Here is a 15,225-nt window from a genome sequence, read left to right on the forward strand (position 1 = left end):
CACTCTTAGCAATAATATCGATTGCTAGTCCGCTTAGCGTTACCTAAGATACTCCAGAGTGTAATTCACAGGTTTGTTTGTGCTAGGTTCCAGCAATCCCTAGCTCTCTTTGATAACAGTGACAAACTGCTACTGGGCTCTTTCAACGTATATTTTATTTGTTAAATTATTAGCCATTATATTGAATCAAAATCAAATTGTCAACAATACCCAAATGTTATTCCGAAATAATTCATACTTTTATACGTTTTTTATTCAAAGATTACTGTAGATCTTCTCCAATAATCCTTACTTCTCGCTCTAATTTCACACCGAATTTTTCTTCAACAGTTTTTTGTACGAAATGAATTAAGTCGATATAATCTTGCGCTGTTCCGTTATCAACATTCACCATAAATCCAGCGTGTTTTAAAGAAACTTCCACTCCGCCAATTCGCTTACCTTGCAGTCCTGATTCTTGAATAAGCTTACCCGCAAAATTATTTGGTGGGCGCTTAAATACACTACCACATGAAGGATACTCTAAAGGTTGTTTTGATTCACGTTTAAACGTTAAATCATCCATCTTTTCCTTAATCTCTTCACGCACACCTTCTTGAAGCTCAAATTTTGCCTCAAGAATAATGTAATGATTATTAGAAAACACACTCTTACGATATCCAAATTCAAACTCATCTGTCGTTAAAGTACGTAAATCTCCATCACCTGTCATTACGACAGCTTCTGTTAATACAAACGCCACTTCACCACCATATGCACCTGCATTCATATATAACGCTCCACCAACTGAACCTGGGATACCACAAGCAAATTCAAGTCCTGTTAGGCAGTGATCCAATGCAATTCGTGACACATCAATAATTGCTGCACCACACCCCGCAACAATCGTTGTCCCTGTTACAGTAACACCTGTAATATGAATTAAACTTACTGTAATCCCGCGAAGACCACCGTCTTTAATAATAACATTAGATCCGTTTCCTAAAAACGTAACTGGAATATTGTGTTGATTCGCATACTTTATAACTTCTTGAATTTCATCATAATTCGTAGGAGCAACGAACACATCCGCTTTCCCGCCCACTTTAATATGCGTATGATTTTTTAACATTTCATCTTGCTTCACATGACCTTCAGGCAATACTGTACTTAAATATTTATAAGCCTCTTGCATATTCATTTTACGATTCCTCTATTTCTATAATCTTTTTATCCCGCTGTCCACGGGCCCATAATATCCCCACATAACAATGCGCTACAAATAAAAAGCACAAGTGGTAGATAAAGTGTACATAAAACACACCTATAAACCTCTTAAATTATAAGAGGTTCCACTCATATTAAAATATATATCGCATAATAAAGCAACCCAAATGGGCTACTAAACTTGACATGTAACCATATAGACAACAATTTGTAAAATATATAGGTTTTTCAAAGCAATACCCTTCAGTATCTTACTATACCATACGAAAGAAAAGTGGTATTTTTTGTAATCTTTACTTTATTTTCATCATTAAAAAAAGAGCACATCCCACAGAATGCGCCCTTTCTATACTCTTTAAATTATTTTTCGTTCTCTTCTTTTTCCTTATCAAACCATAATAGCTCTTCGTCATCAACTTCACCATTATAATTGATTAGAATCTCTTCTCCAGCTTTTATATCTTTGTAAGCAAAGAAGTTAAACGTATGATTCTCAAAGACAATATCATACGTTGCATTCGGCTTATATGAATGATTAAATAACATGCCGTATCCTAAAAGGAATGCCGTATGATTTACCCCATACTCAAATGCGTAATCAGCAAGTAACGTTTTCTCAATGTGTTCATGCTGTTCATTCGGATAAGAGATAACGGGTGCTGAGTGTATCAACTCACCCTTTTTAATATCACGAGTTGCAAATACACCTCTATTAAATTCTCCATCACTAAGTTCAGAAGTCTTAACTTCAATCATATGCTTCACCTATATATTTCTTTCTTTGAAGTATTTTTCTCCTTAAGCTTGGCAGAAAACGCGGAGAAAAGCAATTAAATTCCTATCAAGTATTCGTTCAAATGAAAAAGAGCACATCATTTGTGCTCTTTTTCATTGATATTATTTTTCTAAAATATCTTCTAGCAACTTCACTTGCTCGCTAACAGTATGTAGCGTCTTCACCGACGTATCATTTCGATTCTTTTCTTCTTCAATACTTGCTAACACTTCTTCCGTAGCTGCAGAAGTTTGCTGAATTACGTTAGAAGCATGTGTAACATCCTTTACGATATTCGTCGTTTTTGCTTGGAAACTTTCTTGATGATCAACAATCTCCCTCATTACATCATTAATCGTATCAATAAACTTCCCTAAATCCGTTACATTCGTTAAAACACTTGCTAACATTTCGTTACACTCTTCTTGTACTCTTTCTGACTTCCCTACCTGCACTTCTACTTTACTTGCTTGATTACTAAACTCCTTCAAAATCCCTTGAATTCTCCCCGCAGAATGATTCGATTCTTCAGCAAGCTTTAACACTTCATTCGCTACAATAGCAAAACCTTTTCCATGTTCTCCTGCCCTTGCAGCTTCAATATTTGCATTTAAAGCTAGCAAACTCGTCTGACTTGAAATATTCGTTATTACATCTACAATTTCATTAATTTGTTTCGATTGTGTCATCAATTCTCTAAATATAGTTCCTGATTGTGAAACAACATCATTTAAACTTCTCATGTTAGCTTCAAAATTTCTTAAAGTGTTTACACTACCCTTTGAGATTTCCAAACTTTTATCAACGCGAATCGAAGCATTCCTTACTTGAGAGATGATTTTGTTAATATTTCCCTCCATATCATTCAATACTTCTACTGAACGTGACATCATCTCTGATTGTGATTGGGTGCCAACTGCTACTTCTTCAAAAGCAAAATTAATTTCACTCATCGACTCCATCGACGTGTTCATATTCTGCCTTAAATGATTGAAATTACTATCTAACTTCACAACAGTTTCCTCAATAAGCCTTTGCGTTTCTTCTAACTCCTGAGCTTTCTTCATCACTGCTTGCTTCTCATCACTTAAACGAGCCAATAGATTAGAACCAATCTTTGTGACACCCCACATTGCGATCGTTACAATCGCTAACAAGCTTGCGAAATTTGCAGCTTCAGATGACGCTGTATAAGCAAAAAATTGATTTGGCCAATAACTACAAAGTATAAATGTAACAACAACTGCTACCCCGCCAAGGATTAAAATAAGACGTTCACTCAAATAAATAAGTGAAACCGCTAATGTAAAATAGATCATTTGAAATACAGCTGGGCTTTCATTAAAAGCTTGTACCATAATGAAAGACATAATAAGTAACATAAATGTCATGATGTATTTATACATTGCTTCCATACTTTCTATAAAAGTAAGCAGCGTTCCAAATACTACGATAGAAATACCACACATCCAAAATGCTATTGCTCTCTCTGTAAAAATATATCCGTAATACCCAATCGCGATTATCCCAAGGAAGAAACTACAAATCGTGATAAATAGCAATAAATGATTTTTCTGCGATTCCTTCTCGAGGTTAGAAAAACAAGTTCTCTTTAACCACTCCATATATGAAGCCCCACCTTCTACTCATACGTATCGATTACTTCAGCTTGAATACCGCACTCACTGGGTTATGATCGCTATTTTCAAACTTCAAATCTTTCCCTTGTACATTTACAATTTCAACATTCGGTGAAACGATAAAGCCATCAATAATCGTGACAAAGTTTTCACCTTCCACGTATTTCTTTACATCATCTCTCACAGTCATAACAGACGGATCTACAGCCCACTTAAAGCCACCATCAGTAAAGTCCTTCGGTAATTCTACTAACCACTCAGGACGCTCTTTCACAAACTTAGGATCGCTTAACTGAACGTTAGAAAGTAATTGATTCCAGTCTCCGCCCATTATGACATAATCACCATTTTCATAATGCTTGTTCATATATTTTTTTAAATATTCTACTTGCTGTTTTCTAATTTTCCCGCCTTCATCATAAGCAGACAAATGTAAATTTACGAGTCTAACAAATTTCCCATTATTAACAGGTATTTTATGTTCAACAATCGCTCGGTCTAAATCAAATAAACGCTTTGGCCACGGCTCCATTCCAGGAAGCTGAAATCTCTTCGCTGTTTGAACCGTATATTTAGAAAATGTACTTAATCCAGCTTCAGCATATCCCATCGGATTTGTTATTGGCACCGGAACCCATTTCGTATCGTAGTTCTTTCCGAATGACGAAGCATAATCAGGTAATCCTTTTTTCAAAAATTCATGCCCATTTACATCAAATGATCGCATTGATTTTATATCTGTTTCTTGTAATAGTGCAAAATCACTATTCTCATTTTGTAAAAACGAAAGCATATTCTTTAAGTTAGTTTCCGTTTGTTCTTTACTACTTGAACCAGACCCTTTTCCCCCATCCATAAAGAAGTCTTGATCCTTATCTAGTCCAGCATATCCAATATTAAATGTTGTAACTTTAAATTCATTTCCTTGTTGTAATACACGCTCTTTATTATTTTCAACCTTTACCTCTAAAACATTCGCTGGCTGTTCTTTTGTGAGTGTCATATACGCTAAAAATCCACCTACAACTCCCACCCCTACTAAAATACATATAAGTACTATTTTTAATAATTTTTTCAAACAAACGACTCCTTTTCTAAAACATACGATTTAACTTTTCTTTATTTTCAGTTAAATAAAAAAATGACAGACCTACGAAACATTTTATCACACTGAAAACCTTATATCACTATATTTAGTTTATAAGCAAGAATTCCCTATCTTAAACTATTAGAGAAATACAAAATACACCAACTTCTCCACTGGAAATCAAACGCAATTTTTAGTACACTATATGTAATAATTATAGGCGATGGAGTTCGCCATAACTGCTGCTTAGCTAATGACTCCTACCAGTATAACTACTGGTAGGAGTCTATTTTTTTGAGCAAGCTATTTAAAGAGGTGAGGAATTTGATTTATATTATCGTTGGCATAGCCGGTATATTAGGAGCTCTTTCCCGTTATTATTTAGGTCTTACTATTCATGTATTTTGGCATCATTCATTTCCATTAGCTACATTATTCATTAACTTAATCGGCTGTTTCTTATTAGCTTGGCTGACTACGTATATTGCTCGGCTAAACATCTTACCTTCGGAGGTTATCACAGGCATCGGAACTGGTTTCATCGGTTCCTTTACGACGTTTTCAACATTCAGTGTAGAAACTGTGCAATTAATCAATCATTCTGAATGGAGCGTGGCCTTCTTATATGTAGCATGTAGCATACTTGGCGGCCTCATTATGTCTGGACTTGGCTATACACTTGGTGATTTCTTAATTAAGAAACATCTTACGGAAGGTGATTACTCATGATGGGAGCTTTATTAGTCGCAACAGGAGGGTTTTTCGGTGCCATTACACGATTTGCAATTAGCAATTGGTTTAAAAAAAGAAATAAAACTTCCTTTCCAATTGCTACATTCCTCATTAATATAACTGGTGCATTTTTACTCGGATATATAATTGGCAAAGGGATAACTACAAGTTGGCAACTATTATTAGGTACTGGATTCATGGGTGCCTTTACTACATTCTCAACGTTTAAATTAGAATCCATTCAGCTTTTCAACCGTAAAAACTATCGCGTACTACTCCTATATTTAAGCACTACTTATATAATCGGTATCACATTCGCATTCCTTGGGATGAAGTTAGGCGGAATATAAAAAAGAAAGCGACTCTTATCAGTCGCTTTCTTTCATAAAAAGTATGCCCCGCCATACGGAATTGAAAATAAACCAGCTGGATACACATTATAATGTACGATTTGCATCGGAGGCTGTGTATACGGTATATACTGACTCTGCATCATTTGCTCTACCTGTGCTTGTTGTTGCATCTGAATAGCCTGATGCACTGCCTGAATTGTCCCCTGTGCCCTGGCCAGTGTAATAGCCGGACCTACTTGTCTTCCAGTGTAAAAATGATGGTTCATCATTTTTCAGCTCACTTTTTATACAGAATGAATTCCTTTTACATGTTATGTTCACATACAATGCAAGTGTTTTAAATTTACATAAAACATGTTTTTAGCCCAACCCATACATCAAACACCTTCATAGAGTATATAAATGCCCACAAATATATGAAAAGGAGTGAGAATATGAGTTTCTACGAACAACAGCCTTTTACTCAAGATAACTATTATCGAGATCAACATTGGCATCCCCAAAATCCACTAAAACACCAAACAATCGCTATAATTGGTCCTGCTGTTTCTCACGGATTACGTGAAGCTGCTCATCTCGGCTATCAACACGCATTAACCGAAGCTGTCGCTATCGGCTACTTACTTGGAAGAGGTTACGATTATAACACCGCTTGGAAAACCGTTGAATCTTGGTGGAGACCACCAGGATCCCCGCTTCCTACTCCATACTAAAGCGAAAAGACCGTAAATATACGGTCTTTTCACTTTAGCATGCTTTCTTTTTTTGAAGCATCGAGAAAATAGCCATGAACAAAATCGCAATAATTCCAGTAAAAACAAATAAATAAGCTAATGGAATTAAGAAAAATGGTTCCACTAAAGTTCCATCCGGCTTCACTTCCGAACCAATTATATTAAACATAATTATACATAACACTCCTAAAAACATCGGACTAGCCGCTAATAAATATTTGTTTTTCATAATATATTCTCCTTCAATTTCATAATTAATTTTCTGTATTCCTTTTCACTATTCTTACTACCATCATAATAAATTCAACTACATTACAAGTCAACAATTATTTATCGTTTAACAATAAATAATTGTTGACTTGAGTGAAATAAAAAAGGTCTACGAAGCATCTTAAATTGCCACACAAACCTTTTAAATCATGAATATTTACACTTCAAATCTCCTACTTAATACAACATAAATTGCGCACAATAGTACGAATATCCCCGCATAAATTAACAAAATTTCTACACTAAACGCATCAGCCAAAGGACCAAATATAATCATCCCCAAAGGCAAAGCACATGAATTTGCAATTTGTACAAGGCTAAACATCCGCCCATGCATAGAAGGCTCTACTTTCTCCTGCAATAGCACGTTAACTGGTGTATTAAAGCAGGGCATTGTTATGCCAATTAAAAAATTAAATGTTAAATACATAATAAATATTGGTGCACTCCCGAGTCCAACCATAAGCAGTCCATACAATGCACAAGCTAGTGCTGTTGTCTGCATGCGGTTACGGAAGCCACCCCACGCTGCAATTAGTACTCCACCCGCCGCTGCACCAGCACTAAAGGTCATCTCACTAGCAGTAAGTCTCCACATTTCTGCTCCGAAGGAACGAGTTACCATTAAAGGTGTTAAAAAGGCAGCTGGACTTATTAAAATCATGACAATGATTAATAAAACGAGTAGCCTTTTAATAAATACATTTTCTTTTAAATAAGCAAATTCCTCTTTTATCCCTTGTAGATTAGATTTTTGCTTACTCTCTACATTCACATGTCCTTCAACTTGAATGATAAACATAATACTAATTCCGATTATAGCCGTAATAACATCAATAAAAAATGTCGTTTCAATGCTGGCAATAGAAAGAATTGCAGCACTTACTGCTGGAGAAAGAAACATAATTATAGATGTAATACTGCTATTTATCCCATTTACTTTCATAAGATAATCTTTCGGAACAATTTGTGGGATTAACGCATTCACAGCCGGTGTTTGTACCCCTGTACCAGCTGAGCGAATGAGTAATACTATAAAAAACATCCAAATACTTTTATATCCTGTTAAAAATAAAATTGCCAAAACTAACGTAGCAATCGCTATAATCCCATCCGATAACATAATCATCTTTTTACGGTCATAACGATCAATCCACACACCAGCAAATAAAGATATCGCAATTTGTGGTAGAAAACCGCAAACAGTTGAAATGGTCAACATCACTCCTGATGATGTTGTAAGGGTGATATACCATATGATCGCGTACTGTACGAGAGATGAACCGAACAACGAAATCGTTTGAGCGGTCAAAAACATTATTATTTTCACTTTCCAATCATTATCATTTATCATCTTTTTTACTCTCCTCAATTAAACCGCTCTCTATGTTGAAAATACTATCTGCCCAATCATGATACAGACGTGCTTCGTGAGATACGAGTATGATGCTACCCTTAAACTGAATTAATGCCTTTTGCAAAGATTCTTTCGCTTCTGCATCTAAATGATTCGTCGGCTCATCTAAGATTAAAAAATTACACGGTGATAATAATAATCCGCACAGTTTCACCTTCGATTGTTCACCACCACTTAACGTATGAATTTCTTGCGAAACATGAGTATCCTTCACACAACACGCAGCTAAATGATGACGTATTTCCTTCATATTCAGTTTAGGAAACTGTTCTGAAATAATTTGAAGCGGCGTTAAAGAATCATTGCTCCAATTTAAATCTTGTTCATAATATCCAATTTTTATTTGCTCTGAGAAGTGAAATTCTCCAGAAATACTAGAAATATTTCCAACGATTGTTTTTAATAAGGTGGATTTCCCTACTCCATTAAATCCTGTAATAACAAATTTTTGTCCTCCTACTACCGAGAAATTCAACTTTGGTAATAAAGCAAACTCATATCCAACCTCAAGGTCATTTACTGTCAAAACCGTCTGTGCTGAAATTGAAAGCTCACGAAAATGAATAGATGGTTTATGAGTAAAACTTGGTGGCGCAATTCTTTCCATACGTTGCAACTGCTTTCTACGTCCTTGCGCTATTTTTGAATTCACTCCAGCAATATTTCTACGAATATACTCTTCCGTTTTTTCAATTTTCTTTTGTTGTGCATGATATTGGCGAATATAATCTTTTCGCAAATGCTCCTTTTGTCTTACAAAATCTGAGTATTTTCCGTAATACTTCTTCACCGTTCCAAACTCTACATCACAGATGCAAGAAGTCACTTTTTCCAGAAAATCAAAATCATGTGACACTACAATAAAAGCCCCTTCAAAATTCATTAAATAATTAGCAAGCCACTCCACATGCTCTTTATCAAGGAAGTTCGTCGGTTCATCTAGTAATAAAATATTAGGCTCTTCTAATAAAAGCTTCGCTAAAATTACTTTTGCACGTTGTCCCCCGCTTAGTTCAGCGATTATACGATTCATGCCAATAGCATCAATACCTAAGCCAACTGCAGTTTTATTAATTGTGCTATCTACCGAATAAAAATCACAAGCCTCAAGTTGTTCTTGATATGCGGCCGCTTTTAACAATTTGTCAGGATCACCTGTCATAGCACTTTCTTCATACAATTTGTTCATTCTAACTTCCATTTCAAACAAATCATGAAAAGCTCTCTTTAAATATTGTGAAATGGTATAAATTCCATCAATTTCTGCATATTGATCAAGATGCCCAATTTGAATATTAGGCTGCCACTTTATGTCTCCCTTATCAGGAATTATTTCTTCAATCAATATTTTCATTAACGTACTTTTCCCCGCACCATTCTGTCCAACAATCCCCATATGTTCTCCTTTATGCAAATCAAAAGAAGCATTTTCATATAAGACTTTATCTATAAAACTATGTGATAAACTTTCAACTTTAAGTAAACTCATTCGTATTCCTCTTTTCCTGAAATTAAAAAAAGCAGAGAGATAGCGTCATTCGACACTAGCCCTCTGCTTCGTGGTTTTTTCCTATACTACTCCAATTTATTGTAAAAACTCATCGGAATAATATACACAAAGGGCCATAGACAAAGCATTGTCTATGGCCCCTTAATCTATTTTATACATCAGCTAAAAACCAAAACCAAATAAGCATAGATAAACTATACTTTTTTAGAAAAGTTATTCAGCCGATGAATACCGGGGATTTATACCCCTTGATTAAGCTCCGTACAACGCTTCACCGTATACATTTGTGCGGAGCAAAGTTTTCTAATGAGTTTTACAAATTTTATATAAAGCATGTTCTGCACCTTCCTTAATACTTAAAAGGGATTTTAGCATACGGTTTTATGAAGCGTCAAGATTACTTCCAAATAATTCAACTACTTATTTTCAAAATATTGCTTCTGGAACATACACATTCTTATCGCATTATGATAGTTACCATCAACGAAAAACTCGTCTTGTAACTCACCCTCCACGATAAATCCAACCTTTTTATAAACATGTACAGCCTTTTCATTCTCTTTATCAACAACTAAATAAAGTTTATGCATATTTAATACAGAAAAAGCGTAATCCATCGCTAAACGCGTCGCTTCCGCTGCATAACCATGTCCTTGATAATTCGGATCAATAATAATTTGGAATTCAGTTCTTCGATGAATATAATCGATTTCCACTAACTCGACTAATCCAACCATCTCATTATCTTTCTCCAGGATAAAACGGCGTTCACTTTGATCATGTATATGTTTATCATATAAATCCTGTAGTTCTACAAATGCCTCATACGGCTCTTCAAACCAATAAGACATAATATGTGCGTTATTATTAAGTTCGTGTACAAACTTTAAATCTTCCCGTTCTAAAGGACGTAACTTTAATTCCTGACTCATTTCTATAACCTCCAAGTAAAATAACCTCTTCACTTAATTTCTCAATTTTTTTCGATTTCAAACGCCCTATTTACATTGTAAACTTTCAAGTAACTTGAAGGTCAAGATGAAAAAGTAGTGCAAACTGATGTCTGCACTACTACTCTTTTCTCAAATCTCTCATATTTGATATGTATAAAGCAATGACTAAAACAAGAATGGATCCTGCATATAATAACGTCTCCATCGGTTCCTCATGAGATACAATAATCAATCGAATTAAAGCCGTAATTCCGATATAAATAAAATAGCGTAACGGAAAATGATAATTCGATTTAAAATACTTAATGATTAATGCGATGAACTCAAAGTATAAGAAGTAGACAATGATACTTTCAACTAATTTATAAGATGTATACTTCTTCGCCGAAAATATGTATTGAATAAACGTGATTGTCTCATTAATTAAAAAGATAGATAAAACAATGGACAATATAATTAGAGCTATATTTAATATCCACTGTAACACGCTAGCTATATAATGATCGATATTAAATGATTTCATTTTCTCTTTAAACTCCCCTTCGTATACGTACGTATTTATTATAGCAAAATTATCATTGGAAAGAAGTTAAATCATACTTCCTCCCTTTACTCTCACCGGTATATTGAACTTCCAATACTTGAAGTAACCTTTTCACGATTGAGCTTAATTGCACATTCAGAAGCTCTTCCAACTCACTATTATTAATCGCCTTTTCAATAAGACGTGTTTAATCTTGTAAAATACACTTATGTGCATAGTTAGAAACACTATTACAACTCGAACACTGCCATCCTTTTTTCACCTTAACAGATGAATATTTTTTTCGTACATAATAAAAAAATAAAAAATTACTGTCACAAAACTCGTTATTCCGGGTTCTCTATAATACAGGCATCAAATGAGAGTGAGGTTTTAACTGACATGTTAAAAATAAAAAAGGAAGACAGGCCTTTTTCGGATGTGACATTTGAAGATTTGTTTAAACAAAACTATGTTTACGTTGTGAAACAGATCGTATGGATTGTCAAAAATCAGACTATCGCTGAAGAATTAGCCCAAGAAGTCTTTTTACAGCTATATCGCAACGATTGGAAGAGAATTGAACACTTACCTGGATGGCTAATAAAATCTTCTACTTATGTAGCGTATAAATATCTACGATCTGAAAAACGACATCAGGCGAGAGTAGATAAAACCATACAATATCATGAAGTACAACATATTTCATCATTAGATGATGACTGGATTAGACAAGAAGAAATTACAAAGGTACAAATGGTACTCAGTAACATGGATGAACGGGATCGAACCATTTTATTAATGAGGTTTTCTGACTTTCAATATAAGGAAATTGCAGAAGTGCTTCAAATTGACATATCTTCTATTGGAACATTATTAGTCCGAGCCAAACAAAAGTTTCGTAAGATTTATAAACAGTTAGAGGAGGCGTAATAAATGAATTGTTATGATGTGGGATTTATTCAAGCATATATGGATGGGGAATTACCTTATGAGACAAGAAAAGAATTCACAAAACATTTAGATACGTGTAACGCATGCCAAGACTTATTACTAGAAATTAGCAAATTAAATCAATGGGAAAATGTCATGTTAGAGGAAGAAATAGTACATTCATCAAAGGAACTCAAAATTGATGTAGACCAAGCGTGGAAAGCATTTGAAAATCGCGCAAAATTAGAAGATGTTTCTTATATCAATCAAAAACCTGAACAGAAGAAGGGATTATTTACAAATATGAATAAAAAATCAAAACGTTTCATGTATATAGCAGTAGCGGTAGCAGGGCTTTTTTCAACAGCCATGATTCCACAAGTTCGAGTGGCAGCTACAGATGTTGCCTCTTATTTTTCCAATGCAATTTCAAATGATACGATTATTGATGAAGGAAGAGACGTTACAAAAGGGCAATTTATTCCTCTTGATGAAAAGATTACAGATCAAGGTGTTACAGTACATCTGAAAGAATTATATGTAGCGGATGCACGTATATCCGTTCATTACAAAATTGAAAAAGAAAATGGAAATGTAGTACCGTTTGAATTTGATACAACGGGGTTACAACTTAAAGATGATGGCAAAGTAAATGGTCAACAAGAAAAAAACCCAGAGTATAAGGAAAATGGGTACTTCGGACAATTAGCATTTATTCAAGGAGCAAGTGGTGGACCATTAGAACTAAAAGCATCCGGTGAAGAATTAAAGCATATAGGTATTCGTTTTAAGGATAGACCAGAAGGTGTCATTACATTTATCGAAGGTCCTGAAGGGAAAGATTCTTTCAAACAACCACTTACATTAGATGTAAATATAAGCAGGATTGGAAAATTATCTGGTTCTTGGAAAGGTCAACTTCAAATTGATCCTACCAAATTGAAAAAATAAAGTAAATTTAAATGAAAAAAAGAATAGAACGATGTGTATCCAATACCCTGCTTATATTCTTCCTTGTGTTACTTACATTTATTTCATACATGATTTCTACTCTATCATTTTTAATTTCATAAACATAAAAAGGTAGTATAGAAAGTAGCCGGTTCCTTAACATACAGGGAATCGGCTACTTTTTGTCCAAACGCACAATTTTCTTTTTTCGTATGGTGCCCCTACATGCAAAACTTACATAAAATCTAGATGAACTCCAAATAAACTCCAGATACTTGTTTTATGCTAAATGTAATCTTAAACAAGGAGGTAATGGAAAATGTTTAAAACATTATTAGCAGGAACACTTTTAAGTACAGGATTATTAGCGGGTGGTGCAGTAGATACAGAAGATATGAAAACGAACAAACTAGAATCGAATAAAAAAATAGAATGGAGACAAACAAATAAAAGTGAAAAAGAATCCGCAAAAAAGATGGACAAAGGTACAAAAATTGATCAAAATCAACCAATGTCAGTTACAACAAGTGTAGATGGAACAACAACTTCTTCGCCAATCCACAATTCACCTGAAGACGCAGTGCCAGCAATTCCTAACGAAGATGTGAAATCTAACCATAATCAAACCTTTGAAATGCCTGAGGACACTAAATCAAAACCTGTACATGATTCTTCTAAATAAGCTATAAAATGAAATAGGATCATACCGTCAGATAAGTAATAATAGAATCCCTGTTGCATACAGCGCAGGGGTTTTGATGTTAAAAAAGTTCCCTTCACTAGCCAAAAGCAAATAATGAAAAAAGAAAAATCAGATGTAAAATAATCAATAATTATTAAAAACAAATAAAAGGAGTATCTCTTATTTAATAAGAGATACTCCTTTTATTTGTTGAACTATGTCTTAGCCACTAGCAAAAAGAACCATAAACTTGCAGAAAGTTTATTTTAGCTTCCCTATTGATAGGTTAACACGGTAATTCCCATACTTTAATAGTCGTCCTAGAAAGTTATCCAATTCTTCATTAGAAGTGAAATGTGTTTTTAATAAATAACACCCCTCACCACTTATACGGTGTACTTCAGAAATCCCTTCTTCTCCTTGAAAGAAATTCATAAACTCTTGATGGTTAGCTGTTGTTACAAACAAAGTAACAAATGCAGTCACTACTTGTCCTAATTTGATTCGGTTTATTGCGATTGTGTATTGCTCAATAATCCCTAAATCCTCTAACCTTCGAATTCGATTTCCTACAGCCTGCCCCGTCATATGTATTTTCTGACCAAGTTCTTTCCATTGTATTCTTGAGTTTTCTCCTAATAATTTTAGTATCTCAAAATCTATTTGATCAATGATATAAACCAATCCTTTCACCGTGAAAGTAGAAAGCCAGAAAGTGTTTCGCCAGCTTATTCTGCTTATCGATACAATTCACTATACTTAGTTTATCCTCTTACATCACATTATTTATCAGTTATATTCACTTATAACATAGAGGACGCAACAAAAAAATACATCTAGATTTAAAGGAGGTTACAAATATGTTATTACAAGAAATCCTATCGTTCAATGAACAATTTGTAGAAAATAAGGAATACGCTCCTTGTGAAGCGACAAAAATACCTAAAAAACGTATGGTTGTTGTTTCTTGCATGGATGCTCGTTTAATTGAGCTACTTCCAAAAGCTTTAGATATACACGATGGTGATGCAAAAGTTATCAGAAATGCAGGTGGTAAAATTGCTTCTCCTTTCGATAGTGTTATGCAAAGTGTTGTAGCATCAGTATATGATCTAAATGCAGATGAAATATTTCTTATCGGACACCATAGATGTGGTGCAAGCCAAACTAATCCAAAAGGAACACTTCAAAAAATATTAGATCGCGGAGTAGCTTCACCAGAAATTTTATCAGCAATTGAATATGCTGGTGTTGACCTTGAAAAATGGTTATTTGGATTCGATGATGTCAACGGTTCAACTCAAGCTAATGTTGATTTAGTAAGAAATCATCCACTTATTCCAAAAGATGTTCCTGTACATGGTCTAGTTATTGATCCTCACACAGGCAAATTAGATTTAGTAGTTGATGGATATAAAAAATTAAATGGTATGGAACATTAATTATTACTTAAATGAAG

Annotated in this window: 18 protein-coding genes, 1 riboswitch and 1 other annotated feature (1 of these 20 running past the window's edge); of the genes, 7 read left to right on the forward strand and 11 right to left on the reverse strand. The window is 34.4% G+C overall.

Features of this window, described 5'->3' with window-relative positions; genetic code table 11:
- Nucleotides 1-155 (reverse strand) — a binding site (T-box leader); it reaches 62 nt to the left of the window's first position.
- A 107-nt stretch (nucleotides 156-262) separates the two neighbouring features.
- The 4 genes from murB to KPL75_RS12085 form a co-directional block, all read right to left on the reverse strand.
- On the reverse strand, nucleotides 263-1,180 hold the full coding sequence (gene murB, locus KPL75_RS12070; protein WP_219920801.1) for a UDP-N-acetylmuramate dehydrogenase: 918 nt from the start codon (nucleotides 1,178-1,180) through the stop codon (nucleotides 263-265).
- A gap of 386 nt (nucleotides 1,181-1,566) precedes the next feature.
- On the reverse strand, nucleotides 1,567-1,962 hold the full coding sequence (locus KPL75_RS12075; RefSeq protein WP_002144963.1) for an SET domain-containing protein: 396 nt from the start codon (nucleotides 1,960-1,962) through the stop codon (nucleotides 1,567-1,569).
- A 141-nt stretch (nucleotides 1,963-2,103) separates the two neighbouring features.
- Nucleotides 2,104-3,606, reverse strand: a complete 1,503-nt coding sequence (locus KPL75_RS12080) for a DUF4077 domain-containing protein (protein WP_219920802.1) — start codon at nucleotides 3,604-3,606, stop codon at nucleotides 2,104-2,106.
- A gap of 34 nt (nucleotides 3,607-3,640) precedes the next feature.
- The gene (locus KPL75_RS12085) at nucleotides 3,641-4,699 is read right to left on the reverse strand and encodes an endonuclease/exonuclease/phosphatase family protein (RefSeq protein ID WP_219920803.1); all 1,059 of its coding nucleotides are present in this window, start codon (nucleotides 4,697-4,699) and stop codon (nucleotides 3,641-3,643) included.
- Between the two features lie 219 nt (nucleotides 4,700-4,918).
- A riboswitch (Fluoride riboswitch) is annotated at nucleotides 4,919-4,978 on the forward strand.
- Nucleotides 4,979-5,032: 54 nt separating this feature from the next.
- Here KPL75_RS12085 and crcB (KPL75_RS12090) point away from each other — a divergent pair.
- Nucleotides 5,033-5,437: a fluoride efflux transporter CrcB gene (crcB, locus tag KPL75_RS12090; protein WP_002068234.1), complete on the forward strand. Its 405-nt coding sequence runs from the start codon at nucleotides 5,033-5,035 to the stop codon at nucleotides 5,435-5,437.
- Nucleotides 5,434-5,790 carry a fluoride efflux transporter CrcB gene (gene crcB / locus KPL75_RS12095; RefSeq protein ID WP_219920804.1) on the forward strand — a complete coding sequence of 119 codons (357 nt, stop codon included), beginning with the start codon at nucleotides 5,434-5,436 and terminating at the stop codon, nucleotides 5,788-5,790. The genes crcB (KPL75_RS12090) and crcB (KPL75_RS12095) overlap by 4 nt, the downstream gene beginning before the upstream one ends.
- A gap of 32 nt (nucleotides 5,791-5,822) precedes the next feature.
- Here crcB (KPL75_RS12095) and KPL75_RS12100 read toward each other — a convergent pair whose 3' ends face one another.
- Nucleotides 5,823-6,062, reverse strand: coding sequence for a DUF3947 family protein (locus KPL75_RS12100; protein WP_219920805.1), 240 nt, complete (start codon nucleotides 6,060-6,062; stop codon nucleotides 5,823-5,825).
- A 165-nt stretch (nucleotides 6,063-6,227) separates the two neighbouring features.
- Here KPL75_RS12100 and KPL75_RS12105 point away from each other — a divergent pair, with 165 nt between their 5' ends.
- A complete protein-coding gene (locus KPL75_RS12105) occupies nucleotides 6,228-6,506 on the forward strand; it encodes a hypothetical protein (protein ID WP_002144954.1) in 279 nt (92 codons plus the stop codon).
- Nucleotides 6,507-6,540: 34 nt separating this feature from the next.
- Here the strand turns inward: KPL75_RS12105 and KPL75_RS12110 are convergent, their stop codons facing one another.
- The 5 genes from KPL75_RS12110 to psiE form a co-directional block, all read right to left on the reverse strand.
- Nucleotides 6,541-6,756 carry a DUF3955 domain-containing protein gene (locus KPL75_RS12110; protein WP_078175877.1) on the reverse strand — a complete coding sequence of 72 codons (216 nt, stop codon included), beginning with the start codon at nucleotides 6,754-6,756 and terminating at the stop codon, nucleotides 6,541-6,543.
- Between the two features lie 198 nt (nucleotides 6,757-6,954).
- Nucleotides 6,955-8,148, reverse strand: a complete 1,194-nt coding sequence (locus tag KPL75_RS12115; protein WP_219921105.1) for an MFS transporter — start codon at nucleotides 8,146-8,148, stop codon at nucleotides 6,955-6,957.
- A complete protein-coding gene (locus KPL75_RS12120) occupies nucleotides 8,141-9,703 on the reverse strand; it encodes an ABC-F family ATP-binding cassette domain-containing protein (RefSeq protein WP_219920806.1) in 1,563 nt (520 codons plus the stop codon). The genes KPL75_RS12115 and KPL75_RS12120 overlap by 8 nt, the downstream gene beginning before the upstream one ends.
- A 437-nt stretch (nucleotides 9,704-10,140) precedes the next feature.
- Nucleotides 10,141-10,656 carry a spermidine N1-acetyltransferase gene (speG, locus tag KPL75_RS12125; protein WP_016096564.1) on the reverse strand — a complete coding sequence of 172 codons (516 nt, stop codon included), beginning with the start codon at nucleotides 10,654-10,656 and terminating at the stop codon, nucleotides 10,141-10,143.
- Between the two features lie 139 nt (nucleotides 10,657-10,795).
- Entirely contained in the window at nucleotides 10,796-11,200 is a 405-nt protein-coding gene (gene psiE / locus KPL75_RS12130; protein ID WP_002129862.1) for a phosphate-starvation-inducible protein PsiE, read from the reverse strand.
- 402 nt (nucleotides 11,201-11,602) lie between these two features.
- On the opposite strand from psiE, the gene KPL75_RS12135 reads away from it, so the two are divergent.
- From KPL75_RS12135 to KPL75_RS12145, 3 genes are all read left to right on the forward strand, one after another.
- Nucleotides 11,603-12,133, forward strand: coding sequence for an RNA polymerase sigma factor SigX (locus KPL75_RS12135; RefSeq protein WP_002068217.1), 531 nt, complete (start codon nucleotides 11,603-11,605; stop codon nucleotides 12,131-12,133).
- 3 nt (nucleotides 12,134-12,136) lie between these two features.
- Nucleotides 12,137-13,084: a DUF4179 domain-containing protein gene (locus KPL75_RS12140; protein WP_219920807.1), complete on the forward strand. Its 948-nt coding sequence runs from the start codon at nucleotides 12,137-12,139 to the stop codon at nucleotides 13,082-13,084.
- 319 nt (nucleotides 13,085-13,403) lie between these two features.
- Nucleotides 13,404-13,766: a hypothetical protein gene (locus tag KPL75_RS12145; RefSeq protein WP_219920808.1), complete on the forward strand. Its 363-nt coding sequence runs from the start codon at nucleotides 13,404-13,406 to the stop codon at nucleotides 13,764-13,766.
- 261 nt (nucleotides 13,767-14,027) lie between these two features.
- Here the strand turns inward: KPL75_RS12145 and KPL75_RS12150 are convergent, their stop codons facing one another.
- Nucleotides 14,028-14,459 carry an Lrp/AsnC family transcriptional regulator gene (locus KPL75_RS12150; RefSeq protein ID WP_219920809.1) on the reverse strand — a complete coding sequence of 144 codons (432 nt, stop codon included), beginning with the start codon at nucleotides 14,457-14,459 and terminating at the stop codon, nucleotides 14,028-14,030.
- Nucleotides 14,460-14,626: 167 nt separating this feature from the next.
- On the opposite strand from KPL75_RS12150, the gene KPL75_RS12155 reads away from it, so the two are divergent.
- Nucleotides 14,627-15,208 (forward strand): beta-class carbonic anhydrase, encoded by a 582-nt coding sequence (locus tag KPL75_RS12155; RefSeq protein WP_219920810.1) that lies wholly within the window; start codon nucleotides 14,627-14,629, stop codon nucleotides 15,206-15,208.
- Nucleotides 15,209-15,225 lie beyond the last annotated feature (17 nt).

Origin of the sequence: Bacillus sp. NP247, from assembly GCF_018966865.1 — a bacterium.
Taxonomy (GTDB): domain Bacteria; phylum Bacillota; class Bacilli; order Bacillales; family Bacillaceae_G; genus Bacillus_A.

What these genes read in the sequence shown, in the direction of transcription:
- murB (WP_219920801.1), bottom strand. Translation starts at nt 1,180, where the DNA reads ATGAATATGCAAGAGGCTTATAAATATTTAAGTACAGTATTGCCTGAA.
- KPL75_RS12100 (WP_219920805.1), bottom strand. Translation starts at nt 6,062, where the DNA reads ATGATGAACCATCATTTTTACACTGGAAGACAAGTAGGTCCGGCTATT.
- KPL75_RS12110 (WP_078175877.1), bottom strand. Translation starts at nt 6,756, where the DNA reads ATGAAAAACAAATATTTATTAGCGGCTAGTCCGATGTTTTTAGGAGTG.
- crcB (WP_219920804.1), top strand. Translation starts at nt 5,434, where the DNA reads ATGATGGGAGCTTTATTAGTCGCAACAGGAGGGTTTTTCGGTGCCATT.
- KPL75_RS12080 (WP_219920802.1), bottom strand. Translation starts at nt 3,606, where the DNA reads ATGGAGTGGTTAAAGAGAACTTGTTTTTCTAACCTCGAGAAGGAATCG.
- KPL75_RS12105 (WP_002144954.1), top strand. Translation starts at nt 6,228, where the DNA reads ATGAGTTTCTACGAACAACAGCCTTTTACTCAAGATAACTATTATCGA.
- speG (WP_016096564.1), bottom strand. Translation starts at nt 10,656, where the DNA reads ATGAGTCAGGAATTAAAGTTACGTCCTTTAGAACGGGAAGATTTAAAG.
- psiE (WP_002129862.1), bottom strand. Translation starts at nt 11,200, where the DNA reads ATGAAATCATTTAATATCGATCATTATATAGCTAGCGTGTTACAGTGG.
- KPL75_RS12140 (WP_219920807.1), top strand. Translation starts at nt 12,137, where the DNA reads ATGAATTGTTATGATGTGGGATTTATTCAAGCATATATGGATGGGGAA.
- KPL75_RS12155 (WP_219920810.1), top strand. Translation starts at nt 14,627, where the DNA reads ATGTTATTACAAGAAATCCTATCGTTCAATGAACAATTTGTAGAAAAT.
- KPL75_RS12120 (WP_219920806.1), bottom strand. Translation starts at nt 9,703, where the DNA reads ATGAGTTTACTTAAAGTTGAAAGTTTATCACATAGTTTTATAGATAAA.
- KPL75_RS12135 (WP_002068217.1), top strand. Translation starts at nt 11,603, where the DNA reads ATGTTAAAAATAAAAAAGGAAGACAGGCCTTTTTCGGATGTGACATTT.
- KPL75_RS12145 (WP_219920808.1), top strand. Translation starts at nt 13,404, where the DNA reads ATGTTTAAAACATTATTAGCAGGAACACTTTTAAGTACAGGATTATTA.
- KPL75_RS12075 (WP_002144963.1), bottom strand. Translation starts at nt 1,962, where the DNA reads ATGATTGAAGTTAAGACTTCTGAACTTAGTGATGGAGAATTTAATAGA.